The organism is Kribbella sp. NPDC049584, assembly GCF_040675555.1.
Taxonomy (GTDB): Bacteria; Actinomycetota; Actinomycetes; order Propionibacteriales; family Kribbellaceae; genus Kribbella.
Window position 1 is genome coordinate 71,137 of record NZ_JBFAPF010000012.1, and the last position, 24,960, is coordinate 96,096.

The 24,960-nt window shown below is 67.9% G+C and carries 29 protein-coding genes and 1 tRNA gene; 15 read left to right on the forward strand and 15 right to left on the reverse strand.

The window, feature by feature from the left end; all coding sequences use genetic code 11:
• Nucleotides 1-74: 74 nt before the first annotated feature.
• On the reverse strand, nt 75-887 hold the full coding sequence (locus AB0J62_RS32880) for an ABC transporter permease (protein ID WP_363879492.1): 813 nt from the start codon (nt 885-887) through the stop codon (nt 75-77).
• Nucleotides 884-1,783: an ATP-binding cassette domain-containing protein gene (locus AB0J62_RS32885; protein WP_363879495.1), complete on the reverse strand. Its 900-nt coding sequence runs from the start codon at nt 1,781-1,783 to the stop codon at nt 884-886. The genes AB0J62_RS32880 and AB0J62_RS32885 overlap by 4 nt, the downstream gene beginning before the upstream one ends.
• A gap of 129 nt (nt 1,784-1,912) precedes the next feature.
• On the opposite strand from AB0J62_RS32885, the gene AB0J62_RS32890 reads away from it, so the two are divergent.
• Together AB0J62_RS32890 and AB0J62_RS32895 are read left to right on the forward strand one after the other, a co-directional pair.
• Nucleotides 1,913-3,055 carry a sensor histidine kinase gene (locus AB0J62_RS32890; RefSeq protein WP_363879498.1) on the forward strand — a complete coding sequence of 381 codons (1,143 nt, stop codon included), beginning with the start codon at nt 1,913-1,915 and terminating at the stop codon, nt 3,053-3,055.
• Nucleotides 3,052-3,708, forward strand: a complete 657-nt coding sequence (locus AB0J62_RS32895) for a response regulator transcription factor (protein ID WP_134098182.1) — start codon at nt 3,052-3,054, stop codon at nt 3,706-3,708. Before AB0J62_RS32890 ends, AB0J62_RS32895 begins: the two co-directional genes overlap by 4 nt.
• Before the next feature lie 288 nt (nt 3,709-3,996).
• Here AB0J62_RS32895 and AB0J62_RS32900 read toward each other — a convergent pair whose 3' ends face one another.
• Entirely contained in the window at nt 3,997-4,986 is a 990-nt protein-coding gene (locus AB0J62_RS32900) for an AraC family transcriptional regulator (RefSeq protein WP_363879503.1), read from the reverse strand.
• Between the two features lie 62 nt (nt 4,987-5,048).
• On the opposite strand from AB0J62_RS32900, the gene AB0J62_RS32905 reads away from it, so the two are divergent.
• On the forward strand, nt 5,049-5,489 hold the full coding sequence (locus tag AB0J62_RS32905) for a nuclear transport factor 2 family protein (protein ID WP_363879506.1): 441 nt from the start codon (nt 5,049-5,051) through the stop codon (nt 5,487-5,489).
• Nucleotides 5,490-5,642: 153 nt separating this feature from the next.
• Nucleotides 5,643-6,068 carry a hypothetical protein gene (locus tag AB0J62_RS32910; RefSeq protein WP_363879509.1) on the forward strand — a complete coding sequence of 142 codons (426 nt, stop codon included), beginning with the start codon at nt 5,643-5,645 and terminating at the stop codon, nt 6,066-6,068.
• Nucleotides 6,069-6,255: 187 nt separating this feature from the next.
• On the opposite strand, the gene AB0J62_RS32915 is transcribed toward AB0J62_RS32910, so the two are convergent.
• The 3 genes from AB0J62_RS32915 to AB0J62_RS32925 form a co-directional block, all read right to left on the reverse strand.
• Nucleotides 6,256-7,161 (reverse strand): aminoglycoside phosphotransferase family protein, encoded by a 906-nt coding sequence (locus AB0J62_RS32915; RefSeq protein ID WP_363879512.1) that lies wholly within the window; start codon nt 7,159-7,161, stop codon nt 6,256-6,258.
• Between the two features lie 57 nt (nt 7,162-7,218).
• Nucleotides 7,219-8,436, reverse strand: coding sequence for an MFS transporter (locus AB0J62_RS32920; protein WP_363879515.1), 1,218 nt, complete (start codon nt 8,434-8,436; stop codon nt 7,219-7,221).
• Nucleotides 8,437-8,510: 74 nt separating this feature from the next.
• The gene (locus AB0J62_RS32925; RefSeq protein WP_363879518.1) at nt 8,511-9,746 is read right to left on the reverse strand and encodes an MFS transporter; all 1,236 of its coding nucleotides are present in this window, start codon (nt 9,744-9,746) and stop codon (nt 8,511-8,513) included.
• Nucleotides 9,747-9,836: 90 nt separating this feature from the next.
• Between AB0J62_RS32925 and AB0J62_RS32930 the strand changes: the two genes are divergently transcribed.
• The 5 genes from AB0J62_RS32930 (at nt 9,837) to AB0J62_RS32950 (ending at nt 11,872) form a co-directional block, all read left to right on the forward strand.
• Nucleotides 9,837-9,928: transfer RNA gene (locus AB0J62_RS32930), tRNA-Ser, on the forward strand.
• Between the two features lie 33 nt (nt 9,929-9,961).
• Nucleotides 9,962-10,273 carry an EthD family reductase gene (locus AB0J62_RS32935; protein ID WP_363879521.1) on the forward strand — a complete coding sequence of 104 codons (312 nt, stop codon included), beginning with the start codon at nt 9,962-9,964 and terminating at the stop codon, nt 10,271-10,273.
• A gap of 79 nt (nt 10,274-10,352) precedes the next feature.
• Nucleotides 10,353-10,694 carry a metalloregulator ArsR/SmtB family transcription factor gene (locus tag AB0J62_RS32940; protein ID WP_363879524.1) on the forward strand — a complete coding sequence of 114 codons (342 nt, stop codon included), beginning with the start codon at nt 10,353-10,355 and terminating at the stop codon, nt 10,692-10,694.
• Between the two features lie 3 nt (nt 10,695-10,697).
• Nucleotides 10,698-11,204 carry an SRPBCC family protein gene (locus AB0J62_RS32945; RefSeq protein ID WP_363879527.1) on the forward strand — a complete coding sequence of 169 codons (507 nt, stop codon included), beginning with the start codon at nt 10,698-10,700 and terminating at the stop codon, nt 11,202-11,204.
• On the forward strand, nt 11,204-11,872 hold the full coding sequence (locus AB0J62_RS32950) for a dihydrofolate reductase family protein (RefSeq protein WP_363879530.1): 669 nt from the start codon (nt 11,204-11,206) through the stop codon (nt 11,870-11,872). The genes AB0J62_RS32945 and AB0J62_RS32950 overlap by 1 nt, the downstream gene beginning before the upstream one ends.
• Before the next feature lie 28 nt (nt 11,873-11,900).
• Here AB0J62_RS32950 and AB0J62_RS32955 read toward each other — a convergent pair whose 3' ends face one another.
• Nucleotides 11,901-12,629 (reverse strand): DinB family protein, encoded by a 729-nt coding sequence (locus tag AB0J62_RS32955; protein WP_363879533.1) that lies wholly within the window; start codon nt 12,627-12,629, stop codon nt 11,901-11,903.
• 125 nt (nt 12,630-12,754) lie between these two features.
• Here AB0J62_RS32955 and AB0J62_RS32960 point away from each other — a divergent pair, with 125 nt between their 5' ends.
• Nucleotides 12,755-13,744: an acyltransferase domain-containing protein gene (locus AB0J62_RS32960; RefSeq protein WP_363879536.1), complete on the forward strand. Its 990-nt coding sequence runs from the start codon at nt 12,755-12,757 to the stop codon at nt 13,742-13,744.
• Nucleotides 13,735-14,496, forward strand: coding sequence for an alpha/beta hydrolase (locus AB0J62_RS32965; protein WP_363879539.1), 762 nt, complete (start codon nt 13,735-13,737; stop codon nt 14,494-14,496). Before AB0J62_RS32960 ends, AB0J62_RS32965 begins: the two co-directional genes overlap by 10 nt.
• Here AB0J62_RS32965 and trpD read toward each other — a convergent pair.
• Together trpD and AB0J62_RS32975 are read right to left on the reverse strand one after the other, a co-directional pair.
• On the reverse strand, nt 14,474-15,532 hold the full coding sequence (trpD, locus tag AB0J62_RS32970; protein WP_363879542.1) for an anthranilate phosphoribosyltransferase: 1,059 nt from the start codon (nt 15,530-15,532) through the stop codon (nt 14,474-14,476). The genes AB0J62_RS32965 and trpD overlap by 23 nt on opposite strands.
• Nucleotides 15,533-15,680: 148 nt before the next feature.
• Nucleotides 15,681-16,469 carry a glycoside hydrolase family 16 protein gene (locus tag AB0J62_RS32975; RefSeq protein ID WP_363879545.1) on the reverse strand — a complete coding sequence of 263 codons (789 nt, stop codon included), beginning with the start codon at nt 16,467-16,469 and terminating at the stop codon, nt 15,681-15,683.
• Between the two features lie 64 nt (nt 16,470-16,533).
• Between AB0J62_RS32975 and sigJ the strand changes: the two genes are divergently transcribed.
• On the forward strand, nt 16,534-17,433 hold the full coding sequence (sigJ, locus tag AB0J62_RS32980) for an RNA polymerase sigma factor SigJ (RefSeq protein WP_363879548.1): 900 nt from the start codon (nt 16,534-16,536) through the stop codon (nt 17,431-17,433).
• Here the strand turns inward: sigJ and AB0J62_RS32985 are convergent.
• Nucleotides 17,372-18,151: an aminoglycoside phosphotransferase family protein gene (locus AB0J62_RS32985; protein WP_363879551.1), complete on the reverse strand. Its 780-nt coding sequence runs from the start codon at nt 18,149-18,151 to the stop codon at nt 17,372-17,374. The two genes, sigJ and AB0J62_RS32985, sit on opposite strands and share 62 nt — an antisense overlap.
• 76 nt (nt 18,152-18,227) lie before the next feature.
• On the opposite strand from AB0J62_RS32985, the gene AB0J62_RS32990 reads away from it, so the two are divergent.
• Nucleotides 18,228-19,496, forward strand: coding sequence for an FAD-binding protein (locus tag AB0J62_RS32990; RefSeq protein ID WP_363879554.1), 1,269 nt, complete (start codon nt 18,228-18,230; stop codon nt 19,494-19,496).
• Between the two features lie 71 nt (nt 19,497-19,567).
• On the opposite strand, the gene AB0J62_RS32995 is transcribed toward AB0J62_RS32990, so the two are convergent.
• Nucleotides 19,568-20,548 (reverse strand): SH3 domain-containing protein, encoded by a 981-nt coding sequence (locus tag AB0J62_RS32995; protein WP_363879557.1) that lies wholly within the window; start codon nt 20,546-20,548, stop codon nt 19,568-19,570.
• 165 nt (nt 20,549-20,713) lie between these two features.
• Complete coding sequence (locus AB0J62_RS33000) at nt 20,714-21,361, reverse strand: helix-turn-helix domain-containing protein (protein ID WP_363879560.1); 648 nt, start codon at nt 21,359-21,361, stop codon at nt 20,714-20,716.
• Between the two features lie 57 nt (nt 21,362-21,418).
• Here AB0J62_RS33000 and AB0J62_RS33005 point away from each other — a divergent pair, with 57 nt between their 5' ends.
• Together AB0J62_RS33005 and AB0J62_RS33010 are read left to right on the forward strand one after the other, a co-directional pair.
• Nucleotides 21,419-21,943 carry an ester cyclase gene (locus AB0J62_RS33005; RefSeq protein ID WP_363879563.1) on the forward strand — a complete coding sequence of 175 codons (525 nt, stop codon included), beginning with the start codon at nt 21,419-21,421 and terminating at the stop codon, nt 21,941-21,943.
• A 45-nt stretch (nt 21,944-21,988) separates the two neighbouring features.
• The gene (locus AB0J62_RS33010) at nt 21,989-22,756 is read left to right on the forward strand and encodes an enoyl-CoA hydratase/isomerase family protein (RefSeq protein WP_363879566.1); all 768 of its coding nucleotides are present in this window, start codon (nt 21,989-21,991) and stop codon (nt 22,754-22,756) included.
• Here the strand turns inward: AB0J62_RS33010 and AB0J62_RS33015 are convergent.
• From AB0J62_RS33015 to AB0J62_RS33025, 3 genes are all read right to left on the reverse strand, one after another.
• Nucleotides 22,727-23,089 (reverse strand): YciI family protein, encoded by a 363-nt coding sequence (locus tag AB0J62_RS33015; RefSeq protein WP_363879569.1) that lies wholly within the window; start codon nt 23,087-23,089, stop codon nt 22,727-22,729. The genes AB0J62_RS33010 and AB0J62_RS33015 overlap by 30 nt on opposite strands.
• A gap of 80 nt (nt 23,090-23,169) precedes the next feature.
• On the reverse strand, nt 23,170-23,325 hold the full coding sequence (locus AB0J62_RS33020) for a DUF6131 family protein (protein ID WP_166679556.1): 156 nt from the start codon (nt 23,323-23,325) through the stop codon (nt 23,170-23,172).
• Nucleotides 23,326-23,421: 96 nt separating this feature from the next.
• A complete protein-coding gene (locus AB0J62_RS33025) occupies nt 23,422-24,816 on the reverse strand; it encodes an MFS transporter (RefSeq protein ID WP_363879572.1) in 1,395 nt (464 codons plus the stop codon).
• Nucleotides 24,817-24,960 lie beyond the last annotated feature (144 nt).

A 24,960-nucleotide genomic window follows, 5' to 3' on the forward strand; every position in this document is an offset into this window, starting at 1 on the left:
AAGCCGACGCACCCCGAAGCGGCGGTATCCGGAACCCACAGTGGGGTTCGGGAGAGCGCCGCCCGTGTGTGCGACTACTTGACCTCGGACGGGCGCAGGGACAGCAGTCCGATGACGAGGGGAAGGACGATCCAGATCATCGTGGTCGAGCCGAGCATCGCCCACTCCTTGACAGTGTTCGTGGCGCCATCGAGGAGCGCCACCTGCGTGTAGTGCCAGTCGATCCACGGCTGCAGGTCCGCGAACCACGAACGCACCTGAGCCAGGAGCGCGAGGATGCCCGGCATGACCAGTGAAGCGACGAAGTAGCCCACGATCGCGGCCGCGGAGTTGCGCAGCACGACACCGAGGGCGAAGCCGAAGGCCATGCCAACCAGGTTGTAGAGCATCATCTGGAGTGCCATGGACAACGAAATGTCCCACGCGGTGTCGACGCCTGCGAGCGCGGATCCGGCCACGTTGCCGAGGGCGCCGACCGCGAAGGCGACGGAGACGGCGCCGAGGCCCACCAGGAGGGTCGCGATCGCCTTGGCGCCGATCACGCGGCCGCGGCTCGGCACCAGCGTGAAGGTCGTGAGCCCACTTCGCTGGCTCCACTCACCTGTGACGGCCAGGATCGCGATGATCGGCAGGATCACCGACATCGGGAACCCGCTCGCCCTCACGAAGTTCTGGTAGGTGACGTCGCTGTTGAGGCCGAGGACGAGGAGCGACCCGGCCGAGATGGGCGACAGGACGCCGATGCTGATGAGCATCCAGAATCCCGAGCGGATGTTGAACATCTTGCGCAACTCGACCTTGACGAGTCGGGTGGTCGGGATGGGCTGGGCGGTCCGTCGGGCCGGCTCGGCCTCGATGGTGTCGGGAGGGACGATCGTGGCGGTCATGCCGCAACTCCTTCGCGTTGGGTGTCGGCAGTGAGGGACAGGAACATGTCTTCGAGCCCGGCGCCCTCGGCGGACCGGAGCTCGGTGAGGGCGATGCCAGCTGTCAGTGCCACCGCCCCGACCCGAGCCGGGTCGGCATCCGTGCGGACCCAGCCGTCCCCTGCGAGCGTGCTGGGGATCCCGGCCCGTTCGAGGGCGTGCGCGAGGTCGCGCGGTGACGGCGACCGGACGAGCGTCCCCGCTGCGGCCAGCAGCTCTTCCTTGCTGCCGGACGCGACGATCCTTCCCTTGCCGATCACGACCAGGTCGTCGGCGATGACCTCGATCTCGTGGAGCAGGTGTGAGGACAACAGGACGGTGCCGCCCTGGCTGGCAAAGCCCGTCAGCAGGTCGCGCATCCACCGGATCCCGGCGGGGTCGAGCCCGTTCGCTGGTTCGTCGAGGATCAGCACCCGGGGGTCCCCGAGCAGTGCGGTGCCGATGCCCAGTCGCTGACGCATGCCAAGGGAGTAGTTGCGCACCCGGCGCTTGGCCTCCGAAGATGTCAGGCTGACGAGCTCGAGCATCTCGTCGACGCGGCGACGGGGCAGACCCATGGTGTCAGCGGCGATCGTAAGGATCTCGCGTCCGGTGCGACCTGCGTGCTGGGCAGAGGCGTCCAGCAGGACGCCCACCTCGAGGCCCGGGTTGGGGAGGTCGGCGAACCGTTCTCCGTTGATGGTCGCGGTGCCGGACGTCGGGACGGTCAGACCGACCATCATGCGCATCGTGGTGGACTTGCCGGCGCCGTTCGGGCCGAGGAAGCCGGTGACGCGACCCGGCAGGGCGGTGAAGGAGACGTTGTCGACGGCGGTGAAGCCGGCGTACCTCCGCGTCAAAGACTCAACAGTGATCATGTGACCACCCTCGCCGCGTCGCGGCGTGCGCACATCCGCGTCCAGGCCGGACCTTCCTCGGCCGTCGGGAGGAGCAGCGTCTCGTTCTTTCGGTCGGTCCCCGGGGCCTCGGCTGTCTAGGCTGGACGGGTGATCACCAACGCCCTGCGCTCGCTGTGGGCCGAGCCCCGCGCAGCCGCCGCTCCCGATCGGGGGCGGCGCGACTGGGCGCTGGTGGGGGTGTTGATGATGACGGCGCTGCTCGAGGGAGTCCTCCGGGACCACGTCGCCTGGCGACCGTTCGCGACGATCGTGGCAGTCGGACTCGCGCCTGTGCTGCTCTGGCGGCGTACCCAGCCCTTGGCCTCCGTCGTGGTTGCCTTCGGCACCGCGATGGCGTTGGGACTGGCGACCCTGGCGGGAGGCCCCTCGCACCTGGGGCTCAACGCAATGATCTACATCCTGGTGCTCGTCTACGCGCTGGTCCGCTGGGGCTCAGGGCGCGAGATCGTGATCGGGCTGATGTTCGTGCTGATCGCTGCGGTAATCGGTACGGTCGCCGACTACACCGGCCCGTCCGACTTCATCGGCGGGTTCGGCATCCTGACAGCGTCAGCAGCGGGCGGGGCGGCGTTCCGCTACCGCGCCGAAAGTTGGCGACGGGCGCTGGAGCAGATTCGCAGCCAGGAACGGGTAGGACTCGCGCGCGAGCTGCACGACATGGTCGCCCATCACGTCTCGGCGATCGCGGTGCAGGCGCAGGCGGGCCGGGCGCTGGCCGGGCAGCGACCCGAAGCGCCGCTCGAGGCGCTGGCGGCCATCGAAGGGGAAGCATCGCAGACGCTCGCGGAGATGCGGGCGATGGTCCGGGTGCTGCGCGAGGGAGCGCCGGCGGAGTACACCCCCCAGCCCGGCGTCGCCGACCTGGTGTCCCTCGCCCGCCGCGACCCGGTCCCGGTCGTCGAGGTGGAGTTGGCTGGTGATGTGGCCGGACTTCAGCCCCAGGTCGATGCAGCCGTGTACCGGCTGGCGCAAGAGGCGCTGACCAACGCGCTGCGGCACGCGCGAAACGCCTCGCGTGTGGAGATCCGGGTCGTCGAGGGGGCAGGAAGGCTGCGGCTACGCGTGACCGACGACGGACAGATCGACCCGGCCCGGCCAGCGGGCCGCGGCTTCGGGCTGCTGGGGATGACCGAGCGCGCGCAGCTGCTCGGCGGCACCCTGCGTGCCGGACCAGCGCCCGAGGGCGGGTGGGCGGTCGACGCCGAGCTGCCGACGGAGGTGGGCAGATGACGGTACGCGTACTGGTGGCCGACGACCAGGACCTGGTCCGAACCGGCCTCTCCATGATCCTTGAGGCGCAGCCCGACATCGAGGTCGTCGGCCAGGCCGCCGACGGCCACGCCACGGTCGAGCTGGCGCATCGGCTCCGCCCCGACGTGTGCCTGGTCGACATCCGGATGCCCGGGCTCGACGGCATCGAGGTGACCGAGCTCCTCGCAGGGCGGGGCGTCCCGGACCCGATCGCGGTGGTGGTGATCACCACCTTCGACCTCGACGAGTATGTTCACGGCGCGCTCCGGGCCGGCGCACGAGGCTTCCTACTCAAGGACGCCGGGCCGGAGCTGCTCGTGCAGGCCGTGCATGCCGCCGCGGCCGGCGATGCCCTGATCGCGCCGAACATCACCCGGCGGCTGCTGTCCACCCTGGCCGCCAGGGGACCGTCCAAACGGCGTACCCAACCGATCGAGCCGCTCACCGACCGCGAGGAGGAGGTACTGGCGCTGGTCGCCCGTGGCCGCACGAACGCCGAGATCGCCGCCGACCTCTTCATCGGTCTGACGACCGCCAAGACCCACGTCGCGAGCCTGCTGACCAAGATCGGCGCCCGCAACAGGGTCGAGATCGCGATGTGGGCCTACGACACCGGCCGAGTGGGGGACTGAAGGGTCCCAATCGTCGCGGACGTGGTTCTGAGACTGATCGCTCGATGCCCATGCTCGTGCAGCGCTGCCGCGCTGGGCGTCTCCACCAGCCGCGGGTCCAGAACATCCGGACATGCCACTGTCCGTGAAGCACCGAACTGCCGATGAGCGGTCGTCTGCCGACGGCCGGCCTTGTCTTCGAGATCGGTCACACATGCACTCAGCGCTTCATGTCTGGGCGATGGCATGCAGAGGGTACTGGCGCGGGCGACCAAGGCAGCATGGACCTCTGTTGAAGTTGGCCCGAGCTCAGGGACTGCGGTCCTCGCCGCGCCAGCCTGACGGAGTGATACCGGTCGACCGCTTGAATGCCCTGCTGAATGCCGCCTCGGAGCCGTAGCCGACCCGGCGTGCGACGGCGGCGACCGTGGCTCCCTCGTTGAGGAGCAAGGCCGCGAGCTCGAGACGACGGCGCGTGAGATACTGCATCGGCGTCTGGCCGATGGCCTTGGGGAAGCGCTCTGCCAGCGCAGAGCGGGACGCCCCGACCTCGGCCGCCAGGACCGCCACGGTCCATGGGTATGCGGGATCGTCGTGCAAGAGCGCGAGCGCGTGGGCAGCCAGGCTGTCGTCGGTTCCACGCGTCCAGGCAGCAGTTGCACTGCTGAGGAGATGCTGCCGCAAGGTCTCCAGGAACATCGACTCGCTCAGGCGTTCGCGCACCGACATGCTTCCGGCGCCGTCGACCTCCGCGAGCGCGAGCTCGACGAGCGTCGCGAGCTGCCCTTTCACCTCCCGGGCCACCAGCATCGGTGGCAACGACGCGAACAGCGGGTCGAACGGCAAGGGGTCGCAGCCGAGGAAGGCGCAGACGAGCGTCGTCTGCTCGGTTCCGGCACCGAACGTGAACGACGGCGGCACGGCTCCCGACGCGACGCCGCGCAACAGGTCCACGAGAGACCCCGACTCTGGTGAGGGATTGCTGGGCGGGAGCTCGCAGGCCAGGAAATACGGCGCTCCGGTCGGGAACGCCACGATGTCGCCTTCGCCGAGCTGCGCCGGATCGCACTCCTCGGCCGCTGCCCAGCACGAACCTTCGATGACGACGTGATACGACGCGACGTTGCGAGTCCGGCGAGCGAACGCCGGCGTCAGCTCGACGCCGAGGGGGGCACGGATCGCCGGCCACGGCGTCTTGGTGCTGACGCGGTAATAGAGCGCACCGGTGAGCCTGATCGCGCGCAGCGCATCCGAGAGCAGATCCGGACGCATTGTCAAGGAAGCCGGATGCTCGGTCATGGAGACCCTTCGATGCCCGCAGTAGCGTCGCGGCATCGACCCCGACTCGCAAGGAGCCCATCGTGACCGCGACAACAGCCAATAGCGACATCTTCTCCGATGCCTACCCCGAGCAACAGACCGCAGTACGCAGGCGTCTCGACGAGATCTGGGCAGCGTGCGCCGCCCGCGACTTCGACCTCCTCGAGTCGTTCCACGGCTACGGGCCCAAGTTCACCTCGTTCAAGGACGGCGCCCTCCGCGCGGGAGCCGACGCCAACGCCGCAGACGAGCGCAAGTTCTTCTCGATGCTCGAGGAGAACAGCGTCGACATGGCCGACCTGGCGATCAACGTCTTCGCCGACGTCGCCGTGGTGACATTCAACGGCCGCTACAGCGGGGTACTCGGGGGCAACCGGATCTCGGCCGACCAGCAGACGACAATGGTGCTCGTCAGCGACGACGGGGCGTGGAAGATCGTGCACGAGCACATGTCTCCGATCGGATCGCCTCCGGAGCGCTGAACCCAGAGCGAGCCACAGCCATCGGCGCCCAGCCGACGGCCGGGGCCCCGTCACTGCCTGACAGCGGGCCGAGAAGCGCACGCTCATGCCGCGATCCGCGCAGTCGTGCCGACGAGTGCGCCCGTGCGGCCGATCCCTGGCAGTATCGGCGCCGTGAGTGACGCTGCCAGTTTGCCAGTCCTGCTCGATGACATGGAACGACGCTTTCTACGGGCCGCCTTGCTGGACTGGGGCGGCCCGGCGCAGCCCACGGATGAACTCGCCGTCGCCATGGGCTTCACAAGCGCCGACAGCCTGTCGAGCGAGGCCTGGTCGCTTTGGAAGCGGATCGAAGCAGGCCAGACGATGACAACAGACGACTGGAGACGAGTCCTGCTATCAGTCGAGATCGTGTTTGCGAGCGATGTCGTCGGTTCCGGCCTCGACTGGCGGATCACGTCCGGCATCTCAGACGAGGAGTCCGTCGGCATTCTCCGAGGGCTTCAGCGCAAGTTGCCCAGGTGGCGCGGCAGCGTGCAGTTCACAGTGCAGGAGAGCGGCAGCGTCGATATCACGGACCCCGAACGCCCCGATCTCTAACGCGCTGACATGCCGCTGAGCGAGCGCGTCCGGTCAGGCCGAGCAGATGCCCTGGTTGGCCATGAGTGTCACCGATGTCTTGAGAGATCGAGTATCACCCATGTCCTGACACAGAACTGTCACCGGTGTCCTGAGAGATCACACCTGACAGGTCACTGATGTCTCAGGGCATGGGAGCGCAGTGACCTCATCGAGGAGCTGCGAGCAGTTCGCCGATGGCGTGCCGCGCGTAGTTCGCGATTGCCGGGTTGGTGTCCTTCTGGTACGACCACACGATCACGGCCTGGGACAGTACGCGTCCGCGTCCGCGGAGCCACGTCGCGTCGTCCACGTCCAGCGCCGCGCGGAACTCGTCGCGGACGTTCGCGGGCAGTAGGTGCCACACAGGGAACAGGTCGCACGCCGGATCGCCGACACCGCAGGTCTCGAAGTCGAGCACCGCGGTCAGCCGGCCCTCCGCCGACACGAGTAGGTTGCCCGGCGTCAGGTCCGAGTGCACCCACACCTCGTGCCCGTCGTACGGCGCCGCGAGCGACTCCTCCCACGACGCGAGCGCTGCACGGGTGTCGATCAGGCCGTCGAGCTCGCCGATCGCCTTCCGCGTCGAGGAGTCTATCTCGACCATCGGAGCGCGCGTACGGCGCTCGCCCGGGTACGCCGGCGGCCGGTCCGGCAGGTCGATCCGCCGGAACGCGTCGACGAACGCCGCGAGGTCCGTCGCCAGCCCGCGCGGGTCGATGAGCGCGTCGGAGGAGGGGTGCCTACCGGTGAGCCAGCGGTGGACAGACCACTCGCCCGGGTACGCGTCGGTGGGTGAGCCGATCGCCTCGACAGAGGGGATGGCCACAGGTAGGAACGGCGCGAGTGCCGCGAGTTTCGCCTGCTCCCGTCGTACTGCGTCGATGCTCGAGGGCCGGAGCGGCAGCCGTACGGACAGGTCGGAACCGAGGCGGTAGATCGCGTTCACCAATCCGCTGGAGTCGACCGGCTCCAGCGGCAACGCGGCCCACTGCGGGAACTGAACGGCCACCAGCTCGCGGACGAGCGCTGTGTTGATGTCGACCTGATCGGCGTGGACTTTGCGGGGACTCACGAGCCCCATCGGAACGGCCGGCCCGTCCGGCCGTCAACCAGGTTTCGGGTGGGCAGCTCAGATCCGCGCGGAGCTCAGCCGCGGTGCGACTCGCGCCAGCACGTAGATCGTCAGGCTCGCCAACAGCGCCAGCCCGGCCAGCACTACCCAGGGCAGCTCGTGACGGACCTCGAAGAGCTGCGCAAAGAACCCCGGCGCCAGCACGCTCGAGAACGCGAACGAGTACTGCCAGTACGACAAGTACTTCCCGCGGCCGACCACAGGCGAGACCACAGCCGACAGAGCGTTGTTGGTCGCCGCATGGAGTACGTCGGCGAACGCATAGCAAGCCGTCGCGAGCACCAACACCGGCACGACCCATCCCGCCGCAATGTGCAGCTGCAGCGCCATTAGCACCGCCCACACCGCGTAGGTGATCCCCGCGACCACCATGACGTTGGTACGACGCCGCCGCTCGGTGTGCCGCACCACCAGCGTCTGACCGGTCGCCAGTACGACAGACGTGGCCGCGATCAGCACACCGACCAGCCACTTCGGCACGGTCAGTGCCTCAGTGACATACACCGGTACGCCGACGCCGAGCATCATCGTGCAGAGCGCCAGCAACGTGTTCGCGCCGATCAGCACCAGGAACGTCTTGTCCTTGCGGAGTAGCGGAGCCGGTCCGCTGTCCAGGTTCGTGCGCTCGTGGTGCGAGGGGTGCAGCCGAAGCAGGAGCAGACCGGCGACGTAGAACGACACCGCGTTCACTGCCATCGCGACAAGGAACGCTGTGTCCCCACCGATGGCCAGCAGCCAGCCCGCGACCAAAGCGCCGAGCGCCAGCCCACCGGCCTGCATCATGCCGCCCAGCCCGAACCACTTGTCCCGCTCGCCCTCATCGGCGACGTCGGCAAGCAGACTGAAGATCGCCGACCAGAACACCCGCTGCCCGGTCGTCGTTACCAGCGAGCACAGGAACAACACCCAGATCGATCGCCCGAAGAAGAACCCGGTGAACGCCAGCCCCTGGGCGAACTGCGCGGCCACCACGATGTTGCGCGGCCCGACACGATCGATCACCACTCCCACGGCGGCCGGTGCGGCGATGGAGAACAGCGTCGCGATGGTCAGCATCAATCCGGCCGTGCCGAGCTGAATGCCGGCGACCTTGTTGAAGAACAGCAGCAGCAGCGGTCCAGCACAGCCGCCACCGAACGAGTCGATCGCGAGGCCGGCCAGCAGCGGTACCCGGCCACGGACGTTCGGGAGGCCCAGTGACGTGGCTGCGGGCATGGCGGAGCGCTCCCATCGGTCATCTCGGCGGCTGGCGAACTCTAGCAAGCGCTCTCCGGCCGTACCATCCGATTTCAGTCTGCTGCAGGCACCCGCCGTACGGAGATATGACGAAGCGGGCGCCATGCGATTGCTGTCATGAGCACCATCGCGACAAAGGCGATCGCGAACGGAGCAGCCAGCCCGAACCGCTGCGCGAGTACGCCGCCTAGCGCCGAACCGATCGCAGCGCCGCCGACCGAGGCCAGCAGGTAGACGCTGTTCACCCTGCCCATCAAGGCATCCGGAGTGACGAGCTGACGGGTTGTAGTCGAGACGATGCCCCACACCACGGCGTGGACGCCGAACACGGCCATAGTGACGCCGGCGACCCACGGGTTCCTGGTGAGTGCCAGGACGAGGTGGACAGTCGTTTCGATGACCAAGCCGGCGCGGAGCAGAGTCACTGAGCCGACGCGCGGCTCCAGGAAGTGGTACGTCGGCATGCCGAGCACGCCACCGACTGCGCCGACAGCTATGAGCAGGCCGAACTGGGTCTCGCTCAGACCGAGCCGCTCGCGAGCGAAGAGCACCCAGGTCGCAAAGGCTGCACAGAAGGTGATGTTCATGACCAGGATCGACAGTGCGAGCGTCCGTACGCCGGAGTGCTGCCAGAGCCAGCGGACTCCTTCGTGAACCTCGTGCCAGAGCGCTCCGCGCGTGGAGCGGTCGGGCAGCGGCGGACGTACGGCGACGCGCGCGATCAGGGCCGCCGCGGCAACGAAGGTGATCGCATCGAAGACCAGTGGAACGCCGGCGCCCGCGGCAAATAACAGTGCGCCCAGCGGAGGCCCGCCGAGCTGTTGGATGGTGGCGCTGGCGAACAGCCGTGAGTTGGCCTTGCCGAGCTGATCCTTCGGTACTGCGCTGACGAGCAACGCGCCGGATGCGTTATCTGCCAGGGTTTCCGCAGTACCAAGCAGGAAAAGGGCGAGGTAGATCGTCCAGAGCGGCGAGGTGCCGAGCAGTACGGCGACACCCAGCGCGACGAGCACTACCGCGCGAAAGATGTCAGCGGCAACAATCATCAACCGGCGATCGAGCCGGTCGACGAGCACGCCACTGAACAACGCGAACAGCAACCAAGGCAGTTGCTGGACGAACGCCGCAGCTCCCACCGCAGCGGGCTCCTTGGTAATCGAGGCAACAAGCAATGGCCCGGCGGCCAGCATGGCCCCGTCGCCGAGATTGGAGATGATCGACGCCGGCCAGATCTTCCGGAAGTCCGGCCCGAGCTCGACCGGGAACGCAACAGCGCCAAGCGAACGCATGAGACCCAGACCCTACCGGCCGCCTCCCGCCGCCGCACTCCGATTACCCCACCCGCCTGCGCTATCCTCGACCGTCGGCGGCAACCGCCGGGAGGGTTCGCATAGTGGCCGAGTGCGCTGGTCTTGAAAACCGGTATGGCGGGTGACCGTCATCGTGGGTTCGAATCCCACACCCTCCGCCAAACTCCACAGGAGGCCGGTGGACGGAGGTTGGCATGCACAAGCTCGTGGTTCTGTATCCCGAGCCCGCTGATCCCGACCACTTCCGCGAGTACTACGTAAACCACCACCTCCCGCTGGTCGCGCGCATGCCCGGCCTGCTGGCGTGGCGCTACAGCTTCGAGGTGGCGGCGACGCAGGGAGAGACGCCGTACTTCGCGGTCTTCGAAGCCGAGTTCGCTGACGCCGCGGCTATGACCGCTTCCCGGTCGTCGCCGCAGGGTCAAGAGGTGGCCGCCGATGTCGCCAACTACGCCACCGGCGGCGCGGTCGTCATCCACTATCCGGTACACGACGGAACCGCCTGACTCCACGCGACCGGCGACCTGACGAAGGTCGGCAACCACTATCGCTTGACGCATGCCTATATAGGCATATGATGGGTGCATGGCACGGGCAGCGACGACGTCGGATGTGTTCAATGCGATTGCGGAGCCGCAGCGGCGGGAGATCTTGGTGTTGCTGCGGGGTGGTGAGCGGCCGGTGACCGAGTTGGCCGAGGAGTTGGGGATGACCCAACCGGGGGCGTCGAAACACCTGCGGGTGCTTCGGGAGGTCGGGCTGGTGCGGGACCGGAAGGCGGGCAAGCAGCGGCTGTACGGCCTGGATGCCCGCGGGCTGCGGCCTGTCCACGAGTGGACGGGCGGGTTCGAGCAGTTCTGGAACGAGAGCTTCGACCGGTTGGACGCATATGTGCAGGACCTCAAGCAGGCAAGGCAGGAGGACTAGTTGATGAGCACGACAGGACAGGGAACGCCGGCGCAGTCCGCGACGGCCGATCGGGAGATCGTCATCTCCCGGGTCATCGACGCACCGCGAGAGCTGGTGTTCGAGGCGTTCACCGAGGTCCGGCACCTGTCGCAGTGGTGGGGGCCGGAGGGCTTCACCACGACCACGCGGGCGTTCGAGTTCCGTGCCGGCGGGGAGTGGGACTTCCTGATGCACGGGCCGGACGGGACGGACTACACCGAGTGGATCACCTGGACCGAGATCGTCCCACCGGAGCGGATCGCGCTGCTGCACGGTGAATCGCGCGACGATCCGAACGCCTTCGACTCGGTGCTGACGTTCGAGCCCGACGGGGCGGCGACCCGGATCGAGATGCACACGGTGTTTCCCACCAGGGAACTGCGCGACGAGGCGGTCGAGAAGTACCACGCGATCGAGGGCGGTCAGCAGACCCTCGGCAACTTGGCCGCGTACGTGGCCGAGATCGTTCGGAAGGGAATTGAGGACTGATGGCCGCCGGCAAGGTGTTCTTCAGTGTGACGATGTCGCTGGACGGTTTCGTGGCGCCGGACGAGGTGGCCGTCGCGGACGTGTTCTCGCCCGAAGGGCAGAACGACCCGAGGGTCCAGCGCTGGATGTCCAAGTGGTCGGAGCTGCAGGCGTGGATCTTCCCGCAGCGGTTCTTCCGGGAGAACCTCACGCTCGGCGAGGGCGGCGAGGAAGGGATCGACAACGACATCGCCCGGGCGACGTACGAGCGGACCGGTGCGAGCGTGATGGGCAAGCGGATGTTCGACGGTGGGGCGCTGGCCTGGCCGGACGAGGCGCCGTTCCACACGCCGGTCTTCGTCGTGACGCACGAGACGCGTGACCCCTGGGAGCGGCCGGGCGGGACCACGTTCCACTTCGTCAACGACGGCATCGAGAAGGCGCTCGACCGGGCCCGCGAGGCCGCCGGCGAACGGGACGTCCGCATCGCGGGCGGCGGCGCGACGATCCTGGAGTACCTGAACGCCGGCCTGATCGACGAGTTCACGATCGCGCTCGCACCCGTGCTGTTCGGCAGCGGGATCCGCCTGTTCGAAGGCGTCGACGACGAACGCGTGGCCCTGGAGCCGGTCCGCGCGGAGCCCAGCCCGAGGACGACGCACCTGACCTACACAGTCCGCGAGCGGTAGGCGCTCCAAAGTTCGATTGCTGATCGGGTCAGCGGGACTCGAGAGTGTCCAGGTCTCGGGTGGCGAAGCGGAGGTGTTCCCATTCCTCTTCGATGATCACGTGCAGGCAGTGGCGGACGGTCTCGGGGTTCTCCGGGCTGTGCGGGTTCTTCCGGGGGGCGTCGAGCTCGGTCGGGGTGGTGGCGGCGATGAACTCGCGGACCATGGCGACGCGGCCGGCGCGGCCCTCGAGAACATCGGCGTACGGCGGCGCCTCCGCTCCCGGGTCGTCCGTGCCGAGGTACTTCAGACCGAGCGGGTGGAACGGGTCGTCGAGCTCCATGATGCTGCGGCCGAACCAGGTGTCCGTCGCGTGGATGAGGTGTCGCTCCGTCTGCGCGAACGACCATTCGCCGTCCACCGAGATGTCGACAGTGCCGGCCGGCATGGCGTTGACGCGTTCGCGGGCGGCCGCCCATGCTTGCTCGACCTGAGCCCATGCTGCGCGCAGACCGTCCGGGTCTGCGGCGCGCCGGTTCTCGCGCCCGGGGAAGCGCCGGTTGAGCTCCGCGTCGATGAACGGCACGACGTCGACGCCGTTGATCGTCAGGCTGGCGTCCTCCGTGCCCAGCCACGGCGCGTCGATGTCGCCGGCTTGGATGTCGACGCCGCGCATCACGACCCGGGACAGATCGGACTCGACGAACCGAGCCCCGCTCAGGTCCACCTCATTGAATTCCGCTCCCCGCAAGTCGTCGGACCGACCGAACGTCGTCATGCCATCTCCCAAATCTGTCGAGGTTGCGGTGAGCGTATCCGTGACCTAGGACACAAAAGTCGTGCGCGAGACCTCCGGCCCGTGGTGGGGTCGAGGAACTGACAACGCGGCGGAGGGAACTGGTTGTGGACGTTCTGAGTGCAGCGGAACGAGTCGGCTTCTCGGAGCAGGCTCGAGCGCGGTTCCAGGGCCTGGAGGTGGGCGACGGGTTACGGGTGCCGGAGGACGCCGAGGCGTTGATCGAGTACTGCGGGGTGCCGGCGACCGATCGGGAGCTGATGCTCGCAGCGCGGCCGGACCCGGAAACAGATCCGGAGTGGTGGACGATCGCGTCCGCACTGGCCGGCGAGATCGAACGGGATATGGGGCTTGCACTGCCGTCGACGGGCTTCCGAGGCTGGCCCGCAGTACCGCAGGACGCGTCGGCGGTCGGCCTGTTCGCGAGCGCCTGGGCCCTGCTGGCCAACCTGCCGCGCTTGCTGGAGCTGCACGCGGAGCGCGGTGTGCCGGATTCGGTGACCAGAGCGACTGTCTCCGCGCTGAGTGGAGTCATGGCGACACACCGGCACGTCTTCGGTCGTCCTGGCGTCGGACTGATGCCGCTCTGGGGTCCACCGCTGCGGTTCCGTGGCGCCGACTACGAGATCGGTCGGCACGACTTCACCCGAGCCCAGCTGGGTCTGGGCGATGGGGTCTCCGGCTATCTGCTGATGATTCACATCCCACCGAGCGGCCCACTCGACGTACGGGAGTCGGAGGAGTCCGTCGCCACTGCGGTCGGGTCCTTCAAGCGCTGGTATCCGGAGGAACCGGTCCATGCGTTCGTGTGCCACTCGTGGCTGCTGGATCCGCAGTTGGCCGAGTACCTGCGGCCTGACTCGAACATCATCCGTTTCCAGCAGCGATTCGAACTGCTGCCACTACTGCCACCAGAGGACCCGGCTGAGGGCGATCGCGAGCTGATGCGGCTCGGGCTGCAGTTGCCGGTGCCTGAGGGCGCTCCGGACCTGGACAGCATTCCGCAGGACACCTCGCTGCAGCGCGCGTTCGTGTCGCACCTGCGCGCCGGGCGGCACTGGTACGGGCGCACGGGCATGCTGAAGGGATGGAGCTAAGGATTCCGGTTGGACAAGACGATCTGTGGACCGAGCATCTGGCCGGGGACGGCGTGCCGATCGTCTTCCTGCATCCGGGCACTGGCGACTCCCGGGTGTGGGACCCGGTGGTGGCTGGCCTCAGCGGACGCCGCATGGTCCGGTACGACGTACGCGGCTATGGACGGTCTCCGCTGCCGACCGAGGAGTTCTCGCTGCTGGACGACCTGGTGACCGTGCTGGAACAGCTGGACCTGCAGCGGGTCGTCCTGGTCGGGTGCTCGATGGGCGGCGGTACTGCGCTCAGCTTTGCGCTCACGCATCCAGACCGGGTCCACGGCCTCGTGCTGCTCTGCCCGAGCGTCCGCGGCTTCCCCGCTCTTGAGGAGCCCGACCTGGATGCGCAGTACGCCGAGCTGATCGCCAACCGCGACGTGGACGGCCTGGTGCAGTTCGGCCTACCGGTATGGGCGTCGACCGTGGTCGACGACGCTGTGGTCGACCAGCTCCGCGCTGCCGCTCCGGCCTGGTTCGAGCAAGGCATGTACCTCAAGGCCGAGCCGCCTGTGTACGACCGACTGAACGAGATCCACGCACCCACCACGGTGATGGTCGGCGACCGGGACCGCCCGATCGCCACAGCCTCAGCCGGTGCAGCCGCGGCCCGCATCCCCGGCGCCCGCTTCACCTGGATACCCGGTGCTGACCACTACCCGAGCCTCCGCAACCCACAGCTGGTCATCGATGCCATCAACAACTATGTAGCCGGGTAGCTCGCGCACGACTGGTCCAGGCAGACAGGACTCGTATGGCTTCGCCGGTATCCACGGCACGACGACAGCGTTCCAAGGCAGCTCCCAACAGCTCGACCAGTGGCGCCGTACCCAGCGAGAGAGCGGCCACGGCAGCCGCGGCGTTGAGCAGTACGACGTCCCGCAGCGGTCCCGGTGCTCCCTGGACGAGGGCGTGTAGAGCGTTTGCGTTGAATGCCGGGTCACCGCCTTGCAGCTCGGACAGCGTCGACGGACGGAGGCCGAGTGAGCGCGGATCGAAGACGGTCTCGGTTGCCGAGCCGCCATGCACTATCCACAACCGTGAATAGCCAGTAGTGGTCAGCTTGTCGAGACCGTCCTCGCCGCGCACCACCAGCGCCGACTTCCCCTGCTTGGCGAGCGCACCCGCGAGCACTGGCAGCATCTGTGCGTTGGCGACGCCGACGAGCTGATGTGCTGGGTCCGCTGGATTGAGCAACGGCGCGAGCACATTGAACGCGGTGGGGACGGCCAGCTCACGCCGTACGATCGCAACCTGGCGTAGCGCCGGGTTGAAGTGTGGAGCGAACAGATAGGTCAGGCCGACATCAGCCGCGATGGCGGCAGCTTCTGAGGCTGACAGATCGAGCGGCACCCCCAAGTGCTCCACCAAATCACCAGAGCCGCCGGCTGACGAGGATGCCGCGCGTCCACCGTGCTTCACCACGGTGACACCGGCAGCGGCAGCGACTACTGCAGCCATGGTGGAGATGTTCGCCGCACCAGTCCGGTCGCCGCCCGTCCCCACGATGTCCACGAAGGGCCCGGGGATCCGCACCGGAGTCGCATGCGAACGGAGTACCTCAGCTAGCCCGGTCAGCTCGTCAGGTGTCTCGCCCTTTGCTCGCAAGGCGATCAGAAACCCGGAGATCTGGGCCGGTGAAGCGTCGCCCAGCACCAGCTGGTTCATCGTCCAGCCGGTGTCCGCCGCGGACAGGTCGGAGCCGGTCAGGAGTGCGGAGATCAGGCCGGACCAGGTCCGGAGTGTTGTCGCCATCGGGTGTCCTCAGGGGTGCTGGGCCGCCCACGAGGAGACATCACAACGGCCGCCTCGCAGGAGACGGCCGGGTGGGTACGCGCGGAGTCAGGCCGTCAGTCGACGGCCCACCACATACCCGCGCGCTTAAACATGAGACCGACATTAGTCAGGCCACCAAAGCCTCCGCAACGTTCCATCCACGGATGGAGTCGACGACGAACGTGGGCACATGCTGCTCGTCACCGGACCGTTCCGGGAAGTCGAAGACGGCCAGCATCAACTGGACCGGGTACGTCGGCGCGCCCTGACAACTGCGGATCGCGGCGCCGTCCACGAAAAACGTCGCCTCACCACCGGTCCACTCGACCGAGTACGTGTGGAACTCACGCACGTCGATCGGCAGCCGGACCGCCTCGAAGTCCTGCGGTACGGCGGGGTCGCGGATCGTCTTCAGACCCATGCCGACATCTGTCGACCGGCCCGGTACGACAGCGTCACCGAACACCTCCATGACGCAGATCTCGCCGCACTGCTCCGGCTGCTCCTCCAGTCCGACCATCCAGAGCGACACCATCGACCGTGGACTCAGCTCGGCGCGGGCGCGGAGTTCGACGTACCCGCCATTCGGAGTCCAGCCCCAGAACGGCTCCTGCTCCTCCCGAACGACCAGGCCCTCGCGGTACGGCTGTTGCCCGACCACGCTGCCCACCGGGCCGGAGTAGTTGCCTGACTGGATGCCGGAAACTCGCAGGTCAGGCTTGTGGTCGCCCTCGCACCACAGGCGCTGGCTGACCGGGATACTGAGCGTCAAGCACGAGTCGCCCAGCTCGTAGGTCGCTGCCGATGCCGCGCGCGAACTCCACTGCGGCAGGTAATACGGTGACCAGACCGACCGGTCGAGCGACGACGTATCGAAGTCGTCCTCGAACACCAAGTCGCCACGCACCTGACTCATGACCCCATCATGAGTGGATCGGGCGCGTTGTCACATCATGGTGATCCCATTCGTCAGGGAAGTGATGCGACAGGAGAAGGCACCGGTGGACGACCACGAGCAGCTGGCCCGGCAGTTCGAGCAGAACCGAGGGCACCTGCGCGCGGTCGCGTACCGGATGCTCGGGTCGGTAGCCGAGGCGGAGGATGCCGTACAGGAGGCATGGCTGCGGCTGAGCCGGACTGACGTGAGTGATGTCGGCAATCTGGCGGGCTGGCTGACCACTGTGGTGTCGCGGGTCTGTCTGGACCTGCTACGCAGCCGCAAGTCGCGGCGCGAGGACTCACTGGACACGTACGTGCCGGACCCGATCATCGGCGAGCTGGGGCCGGAGGACGAGGTGGTCCACGCCGATGCGATCGGGCTGGCGCTGCTCGTCGTACTGGAAACGCTATCGCCGGCGGAGCGGTTGGCGTTCGTGCTGCACGATATGTTCGGCGTCGGGTTCGACGAGATCGCGACGATCGTGGACAAGTCGCCTGCTGCGACGCGTCAGCTGGCCAGTCGGGCGCGGCGGCGGGTCCAGGGCGCTCCTGCGAGTGACGGGGACGTCAGTCGGCAGCGCGCGGTCGTCGAGGCGTTCATGGCGGCGTCGCGTGGCGGTGACTTCGAGGCGCTGCTCGAGTTGCTCGACCCCGACGTCGTACTGCGCGCGGACGCTGGTGCGGCGACTGCTGAGTTCGCCGGGCCGGCGGTGTCGAAGCTGGTGCGCGGTGCGAAGGCTGTTGTGGAGCAGGCGCTGCTGTTCAGCCGGATGGCGCCGTACAACCAGCTGGTGCTGGTCAATGGCATGCCTGGGGTCATCACCGTGGTCAACGACCGCCTCCTAGGCGTCATGGCGGTCACCGTCACCGCCGGCAAGATCACTCAGATCGACATCCTGGCTGACCTGGAACGCCTCGAGGCCCTCCCACTACCAGCCTGAGCACCCGCCCCGCCTGTGCCTCCGCGGTGCCGGGTGGGTTGCGGTGCGCGCTGGGTCCGCCTGGCGCGATGAGCGTCAGCCAGAAACCAGCCCACAGACAGCGGGCTGCGTGGAAGCGGTCCGGGTCCGGGGCGAAGCGTCGTACCAGTGGGGTCCAGTCAGTGCCGCGGCCGGACAAGTGCTCGACGAGGTTGGCCAGCTCGACGCTGCGGTCCCCGTGGCCGGCGTCTTCGAAGTCGACGATGCGGACGACGGTCCCGTCCCAGAGGTAGTTGGCGAGGTTCGGGTCGCCGTGGGCGACCACAGGCTCGTCTACGGCGGTGAGGTCGGGCGGCTCGTTGTTGAGCCAGGCCGAGGCCGCACGAGCGATCACGTCCTCGCCGTCCTGCAGCGTCATCAGACCTGTGCGGGTGCGGTCGAGAAGGGCGGCGAGATCGATCCGTTGCAAGGTGTCGGACGGGACGGACCAGAGGGTCTCGATCGCATCGCCCAGAGCTGTCAGTTGGGGAAGGTGCACAGGGGCACTGAGGGGATGGCCGGGGAGGGTCGTCATGGTCAGCGACGGGGCAGGGGTCCTGGAGAGCGGGTGAGGCACCAGGTTGGGGGTCGCCTCGGAGAGGAGGGTCAGGGCGGACCACTCTCGGTCGGGTTCGTTGCGGGACCAGGAGGTGTAGTGCTTGGTCACAACGGGGCCGGAGACCGAGATTGTGTGGGTCATCGGGAAAGTGTGTCGATAACGGGGGCTCTTCTTCGACGTATGGGCAGGAGCTGATACGGCGAGGGAGTGGGGTCGGATGTCTACGCAGGCGATTGCAGCGGTTGTCAGTGACGTTGTTGCGGGGCTGCTGGGGGCCGGGTTCAACGGTGCGGTCCGGCTGCCCGGAGAGGTCGAGTACGACGAGCAGCGGCGCTCGGTGATCCCGTCGGTGGACTCACGCCCGCTCGTCGTCGCTGAGGCGCACAGCAGGACCGACGTACAAGCCGTGGTCCGGACTGCCCGCGAGTACGACGTACCGATCGCCGTGCAGGCCACCGGTCACGGGACTCGCGTGCCGGCGGACGGCGGGATCCTGCTGAAGACCACGCCGATGGCGTCGGTGCTGATCGATCCGGAGCGGCGTATCGCCAAGGTCGCACCTGGTGCTCGCTGGGGCGCGGTGCTGGATGCGGCGAGGCAGTTCGGGCTCGCTCCGTTGTCCGGCTCGCACCGCGACGTCGGCGTCACCGGGTACACGCTCGGCGGCGGTGTCGGCTGGTTGGCCCGCAAGTACGGGTTCGCGGCCGACAGCGTGGTCCGGGCCGAGGTCGTCACCGCCGACGGACGGACGGTGAACGCAAGCGCGGAACACCACGCGGACCTGTTCTGGGCGATCCGCGGCGGCACCGGCAACTTCGGCGTCGTCACGTCGCTCGAGTTCCGCCTGTACCCGGTCCGCCAGGTCCACGCCGGCATCGTGTACTTCGGCATCGACCGCGCCGCCGCGATCCTGCGCAAGTACCGCGACTGGACCGCCACGATCCCCAACGAGCTGAGCACCGCCGTCGTCCTGACCCGCGTCCCCGGCACCGAACAGCGCGCCGTCGCGCTCAAGGTCATGTACGCCGGCCCCGCCGACGTCGCCGAGCACCTGCTCAAGCCGCTCTTCGCGACGGCCGGTCAGCGCCTCGCCGGCGAGCTGCAGACGATCGAGTACGCCGATGCCGCGATGGGCGGCACGCCCGCGCGACACCTCGACTTCCTGGACACGTTGACCGACGAGGTGATCGACATCGTCACCGAGCTCGAGGACGCCACCGTCGAGGTCCGGCACTGGGGCGGCGCGATGGCCAACCCCGGCCCCGGCGCAGGTCCGGTCGGTCACCGGCAGGCGGCGTACTCGCTGATCATCGACCGCGAGGTCGCCGGTCTGCCGAGCTCCGGCCGCACCTTCGTGAACTTCCTCGGCGATCCGGGCCGCGCGGACACGGCGTACGACGCCAAGGATCTGCACCGGCTGCGCGAGGTCAAGCGCGCCTACGACCCGACGAACTTCTTCCACTTGAACGCCAACATCCGGCCCTGAAACCGGCCAAGAAAAGCGATCCGGTCCCCAGGAGGGTCAAGGGACCGGATCGCTCAGGGCGCCTCAGGAATTCAGACTGTGCCGGAGTTGCCGTAGACGGAGACGTGGACGTGATCCATGTGGTTCGCGGTCGCGCTGCCGCGGTCCTCCATCGCGCGCCAGCCCTCGCTGCTGCGCTGGACCGTCCAGATGTGCTGCTCCCAGATCAGCTGGCTGACGCCGAGCTTCTTGTAGTTCGCCTTCAGCCAGTCGGCGATCTCCTGGCCCTCCGACGAGCTGTTGATCATGATGTCGACCGCGCGGCCGCTGGAGTGCTCCGAACCGCTGTCGCCGGACCGCAGCCCGCCGTACGTCGAGATGTCGGGGAACATCGCGCAGATCGCCCGGTGCACCCGGATCGCGTCCGGGGTCAGGCCGGACTCCATCGCGGAGCCGGACTTGCAGGCCGCCTGCGAGATCGAGCCGCCGCCGCCGACGCTCGCGACCGGCTTGGTGGCGGACAGGTACTGCGCCTTGACCCAGCGGGACTTGCCGTCGCTGACGACCTCGGCCCAGATGCCGTCGACCTTGCCGGTGACCGAGACCTTGGTGCCCTTCGGCAGCACGTCCAGCAGCGTGCCGGTCAACGGCAGCGACCACAGATTCACGTCCGTGGTGGTGTACTTCGTGCCGCTGATCTTCGGCGGCGCCGCGTTCAGCTCTTCGGCGGCGCGGGTCTTCGCCGAGGTCGGCGTGGGGATCGGCGCCTGCTTCTTCAGATGCTTCGCGGTCGGGGACGCCTTCGGCTTGGGAGCCGCGCTGGGCGTCGTCGACGTGGTGCTGATCGGCGGACGCAGAGCGTCCCGGCTGATCGTGGTGTCGCGCGACAGCTGCAGGGACGAGCTGGCGATCGACGGGTCGAGCTTGACGTGCTGGGCGGGGAGCGCGGCGGCCGAACCGGTGGCCACCAGGGCGACTGCCGCGCCGGGGATCACAACCTTTGCGAGACCTGGCTGGATCACCTTCTTGCGCTGTTGCCGGTGCCGCGCCTGTCTATGCCGTCCTTCAGCCACTTGTCCGAACCCAATCTGCCGAGACCAAAACGTTATCGACCCCGGGGAGTCAAGCACACTTCGCCGCGCCGGTTCGAATCGGCCCCCACTCTTAACGCATTACGAACATCCACAGGCTCGCCGCGACCGTGATTTGCCCGCTATCCGGATGTAACCCTTCCGAGATCAAACGCTTGGTCGACAAATCGCCGTCGTGATCGCGGTCGTGACGTGTTCGCCGTATCGCTCGGGGCTCCAGCCGCGGAGCAGGACGAGCAGCTCGTAGAGCTCGACCGAGATGTACGTCCACAGGACGTCCGCGACTTCCTCGAGCGTGATCCCGGCGCGCAGGTCGCCGGTCTCGTGCAGGTGGCGGCCGAACATGGTCATCCCGGTCAGACGCTCGTCGAGCAAGGTCTGCCACGTCTCCCGCAAGGTCTCGTCGCCGTGACGGCCGTCGCGGATCAGGATCTGCACGCGCGCCGACCGCTGCTGTCGCTCGACCAGGCCGGCGACGTACAGCTGGAGCTTCCGGCGTACGTCGGATTCTCGCTGGACGGCCAGGATCTCGGGACGTTGCACCATCGGGACCGGCTCGTCGTCGCCGGCGATCACGAAGTCGAAGACCGCCTTGGCCAGCGCAGCCTTCGTGCCGAAGCCCTTGTAGATGCCCTCCGCCGAGACGCCGGCCCGCCGCGCGACCGCACTGATCGTCGTGGCCTGGAACCCGTCGGCCTCGAACAGCTCCTGGGCCGCGAGCACGACGTCGCGGCGCCGCTGCTGGGCACGCTCACGACGGGTCGTCGCGTCGTAGTTCCTCTTGACGTCAGCCATATCAGATCCCATGCTTTTGAGTACAGTCACACTGTATCGAATTATTGGGGGACCACGATGAGTACGACAGCAGGCGTCTCGGCCGGTGAGATCGCCGTCCGCAGCATCCTGATCATGGCCGACGGGGAACGGTCTGACTTCGACGAGCTGATCCATCCGACCGCCGTGAACCGCGAGGAGATCTCGCCGCCGGACGGCCGGGTCGGCGGGCCGGCCGAGTTCTACTCGATCGCGGTCTGGCTGCGGACCGCGTTCGACGGGCTTTCGTACGACATCCACCATGTGATTGCCGATGGCAACTTCGTGGCGGTGAACTCGACGATGAAGGGCCGCCACGTGGCGCCGTTCGTCACCTACACCGAGGGCGGCGACGTGGACAGCGTGTTCCCGCCGACCGGCAGGACCTTCGCGAGCACGCAGTCGCACTGGTTCCGGATCGAGGACGCGCACATCCTCGAGCACTGGGCCAACCGCGACGACCTCGGCCAGGCGAAGCAACTCGGTTGGGTGCCGCCGACCCCCCCGTACCTGTTCCGGATGGCGCGGGCGAAGTCGCGCGCCAAGCGCGCGTTGCGAGTGTGATCCAGGGCGCGGCGGTCCGGTGGTTGTTGCTGGTTGACTGCCCGCGTGGACTTTCGGATCGAGCGTGGGGCGGTCGCCCGCCTGGTGATCGACCGGGTCGAGAAGCGGAACGCGCTGACCCGGTCGATGTGGGAGGTCCTGCCCGGACTGCTCGCGGAGTTGGCGAATGACGACGACGTGAAGGTCCTGCTCGTCACCGGCGCCGGGCCGAGCTTCTCGGCAGGCGCGGACATCCGCGAGCTGATCTCCGGTGACGATCCGGCCGATCCGATGGCCGAGTTGCGGGCGTTCAACCTGCGGGCACAGGCGGCGTTGCGGGAGTTTCCGAAGCCGACGATCGCGGTTGTCCGCGGGCACTGCATCGGCGGCGGTCTGGAGATCGCGGTGAACTGCGACTTCCGGTTCGCCGCCCGCGATGCGAGCTTCGGGGTCACGCCGGCGCGGATCGGCGTCGTCTACCCGCCGGCCGCGATCAAGGTCCTGCTCGACCTGGTCGGTCCGGCAACCACGAAGTACCTGCTCTTCAGTGGGGACTTGCTGACGGCGGACGAGGCTGCACTGAAGGGGTTGGTCGATCGGGTGGCCGACGACCCGATGGCGGCGGCCGAGTTGTTCGCGGAGACGTTGGTGTCGCGGTCGCAGCTGACGATCCGCTCGGCCAAGGAGTCGGTGATTGCCCTGCTGGCGGGCGAGAACGCCGATGCGGCAGCAGTACGCCGGTACCACGAGACCATCGCGTCCGGCGAGCTCGCGGAAGGCGTCGACGCCTTCACGCAGAAGCGGTCACCTGAGTTCGTCTGGCATTCCCGCTGAGATCAGCGTGCCGCGGAGCTCGACCCGATCGCCGACCGCGGCCGACACCAGGGACGCGATCGCCTGGGCCCGCTCGTCGTCGACGGCGTCGACCAGGAAGTACCCCGCGAGCTGCTCCTTCGCCTCGCCGAACGGCCCGTCGGTGACGACCTGCTCGCCGTCGCGGACCTGCACGATCCGGCCTTCCTCGGGTGGCAGCAGGCCCTCCGAGCTGACCAGCTCGCCGGACTCGTCGAGCTCACGCTTGAGCCGCGTCAGGCGAACCACCGCCTCCTGGTCCGCTTCGGTCCAGGTGCGGTCGAGATTGCGGAAGATCATCACGACGTACTTCATGGGTTCACCGTAGCGACGCGGACGGACAGAACCCCGCGGACACGTGGTCCGCGGGGTCCGGCCGTTCAGGTCGGGGTGGATCAGTACCAATGGCGGCGGCCGCCGACAGCACGGCCCGTCGATCCGAGCAGGAAGAGCACTGCTCCGACCACCAGCAACACAATGCCGATGGTCCACAGGATCGGGATACTCAGCAAGAATCCCAGAATCAGCAGGATCAAACCGAGGATGAGCATGAAGCCTCCTTCTCAAGGGCCACCGGGCGGTCGCTGGCAGCCACAGGAACCAGGTGCCCACACTTCGCGCTCCGAACCTCCAACGAGCGTTTGATATCACAACGTCACCGACGCGAGCCGGAGTGAACCCTTGCGCGTGAGCAGCAGGCCGCAGCCGGCCAGACCGATGGCGATGAAGACCCAGACGGTCGCGAACGCGATCCGGTACCCGTGCGTCAGTGCGAGCGGCGTAGTCCCCGCTGTACTCGCGGAAGCCACCGCCGAGACCACGGCGACGCCGACCGCGCCGCCGATCTGGAAGCTGGCGTTCTGCAGCCCGGACGCGACGCCGGAGTCCTCACCCGGTACGTCGCTGAGCGCTGCGATCGAGCCTGCGACCGTTCCGGCACCCAGTCCGGCGCCGAAGATCGTCAGGCCCCAGAACGCCAGCTCGAAGTACCCGGAGTCCACGGTCAGCTGAGTCATCAGCGTCGTGCCGGCTCCGGCGATCAGCAGCGATACAGACGCGACCCAGCGTGGGCCGACGCGAGTGACGAGGTGCTGGCCGATGATCGACCCACCGACCGCGGCGGCCGCGAGTACGGCGGACATGAGGCCGTAGCGGACGGCTGACGCGCCTAGAGCCAGCTGGGCGTACTGCGTGTAGACGAAGTTGAGTCCGAACGCCGCCAGGCCCCAGGCGATCGTGATGAGGTTGCCGCCGACCAATGCGCGGGACCGGAAGATCCGCAGCGGTACGAGCGGTGCGGCGGATCGCTTCTCCACCAGGACGAACGCTGCGAACAGGACGGCCGAGACGATGACGAGCAGCGCGGTCCGCAGCGCCGACGACTCAGGCGCCTCGATGACGGCGTACACCAGGACGATGAGCGCTGCGGTCACGGTGCCTGCGCCGGCGACGTCGAAACCGCGGCGTCCCGGTCCACGGCTGTCCATCAGCAGCATGGGTGCGAGGACTACGACCAGCAAGCAGACCGGCACGTTGATGAAGAAGATCCACTGCCAGCCGAGTCCGTCCGTCACCGGTCCGCCGATGAGCGACCCCGCCGTACCTCCGACTCCGCTGGTCGCGCCCCAGATGCCGAGTGCCTTGTTGCGATCCGCACCGGACGGGAACGTCGTCATCACGATCGACAACGCACTCGGTGCCAGCACGGCGGCCGCCGCGCCCTGCAGCCCGCGCGCGAGGACCAGCGCGTCTCCGCTCCACGCGAACCCGCACAGCAGGGAGGACCCCGCGAACAACAGCAGTCCGGTCATGAACACGCGCCGTCGACCCAACAGGTCCGAGATCCGCCCGCCGAGGAGCAGCAGGCCGCCGAACATCAGCGCGTACCCACTCGGCACCCACTGCACGCCGCCGGTCGAGAACGTCAACTCGCGCTCGATCGACGGCACGGCGACCAGCACGATCGACGCGTCCAGAATGATCATGAAACCGGTCAGACAGAGCAGCGCCAGCGCCAGCCAGCGTTTCGAATCCGAAACCATCAGGAATCTCCTGTACGTCGGGACGCCCAGGCTGAGCGTCACTCGGTGGAGACGTCGGTGCTGGCCAGGAGGAGTTCGACATCTGGATTTGTCGAAGTTCGGTGACCTGGTTTCGACGTACCGGGTGACAGGGGGTCACAGGGG

What these genes read in the sequence shown, in the direction of transcription:
- AB0J62_RS32880 (WP_363879492.1), bottom strand. Translation starts at nt 887, where the DNA reads ATGACCGCCACGATCGTCCCTCCCGACACCATCGAGGCCGAGCCGGCC.
- AB0J62_RS32885 (WP_363879495.1), bottom strand. Translation starts at nt 1,783, where the DNA reads ATGATCACTGTTGAGTCTTTGACGCGGAGGTACGCCGGCTTCACCGCC.
- AB0J62_RS32895 (WP_134098182.1), top strand. Translation starts at nt 3,052, where the DNA reads ATGACGGTACGCGTACTGGTGGCCGACGACCAGGACCTGGTCCGAACC.
- AB0J62_RS32900 (WP_363879503.1), bottom strand. Translation starts at nt 4,986, where the DNA reads ATGACCGAGCATCCGGCTTCCTTGACAATGCGTCCGGATCTGCTCTCG.
- AB0J62_RS32920 (WP_363879515.1), bottom strand. Translation starts at nt 8,436, where the DNA reads ATGCCCGCAGCCACGTCACTGGGCCTCCCGAACGTCCGTGGCCGGGTA.
- AB0J62_RS32925 (WP_363879518.1), bottom strand. Translation starts at nt 9,746, where the DNA reads ATGCGTTCGCTTGGCGCTGTTGCGTTCCCGGTCGAGCTCGGGCCGGAC.
- AB0J62_RS32935 (WP_363879521.1), top strand. Translation starts at nt 9,962, where the DNA reads ATGCACAAGCTCGTGGTTCTGTATCCCGAGCCCGCTGATCCCGACCAC.
- AB0J62_RS32940 (WP_363879524.1), top strand. Translation starts at nt 10,353, where the DNA reads ATGGCACGGGCAGCGACGACGTCGGATGTGTTCAATGCGATTGCGGAG.
- AB0J62_RS32945 (WP_363879527.1), top strand. Translation starts at nt 10,698, where the DNA reads ATGAGCACGACAGGACAGGGAACGCCGGCGCAGTCCGCGACGGCCGAT.
- AB0J62_RS32950 (WP_363879530.1), top strand. Translation starts at nt 11,204, where the DNA reads ATGGCCGCCGGCAAGGTGTTCTTCAGTGTGACGATGTCGCTGGACGGT.
- AB0J62_RS32955 (WP_363879533.1), bottom strand. Translation starts at nt 12,629, where the DNA reads ATGACGACGTTCGGTCGGTCCGACGACTTGCGGGGAGCGGAATTCAAT.
- AB0J62_RS32965 (WP_363879539.1), top strand. Translation starts at nt 13,735, where the DNA reads ATGGAGCTAAGGATTCCGGTTGGACAAGACGATCTGTGGACCGAGCAT.
- trpD (WP_363879542.1), bottom strand. Translation starts at nt 15,532, where the DNA reads ATGGCGACAACACTCCGGACCTGGTCCGGCCTGATCTCCGCACTCCTG.
- AB0J62_RS32975 (WP_363879545.1), bottom strand. Translation starts at nt 16,469, where the DNA reads ATGAGTCAGGTGCGTGGCGACTTGGTGTTCGAGGACGACTTCGATACG.
- sigJ (WP_363879548.1), top strand. Translation starts at nt 16,534, where the DNA reads ATGCGACAGGAGAAGGCACCGGTGGACGACCACGAGCAGCTGGCCCGG.
- AB0J62_RS32985 (WP_363879551.1), bottom strand. Translation starts at nt 18,151, where the DNA reads ATGACCCACACAATCTCGGTCTCCGGCCCCGTTGTGACCAAGCACTAC.
- AB0J62_RS32990 (WP_363879554.1), top strand. Translation starts at nt 18,228, where the DNA reads ATGTCTACGCAGGCGATTGCAGCGGTTGTCAGTGACGTTGTTGCGGGG.
- AB0J62_RS33000 (WP_363879560.1), bottom strand. Translation starts at nt 21,361, where the DNA reads ATGGCTGACGTCAAGAGGAACTACGACGCGACGACCCGTCGTGAGCGT.
- AB0J62_RS33005 (WP_363879563.1), top strand. Translation starts at nt 21,419, where the DNA reads ATGAGTACGACAGCAGGCGTCTCGGCCGGTGAGATCGCCGTCCGCAGC.
- AB0J62_RS33015 (WP_363879569.1), bottom strand. Translation starts at nt 23,089, where the DNA reads ATGAAGTACGTCGTGATGATCTTCCGCAATCTCGACCGCACCTGGACC.
- AB0J62_RS33020 (WP_166679556.1), bottom strand. Translation starts at nt 23,325, where the DNA reads ATGCTCATCCTCGGTTTGATCCTGCTGATTCTGGGATTCTTGCTGAGT.
- AB0J62_RS33025 (WP_363879572.1), bottom strand. Translation starts at nt 24,816, where the DNA reads ATGGTTTCGGATTCGAAACGCTGGCTGGCGCTGGCGCTGCTCTGTCTG.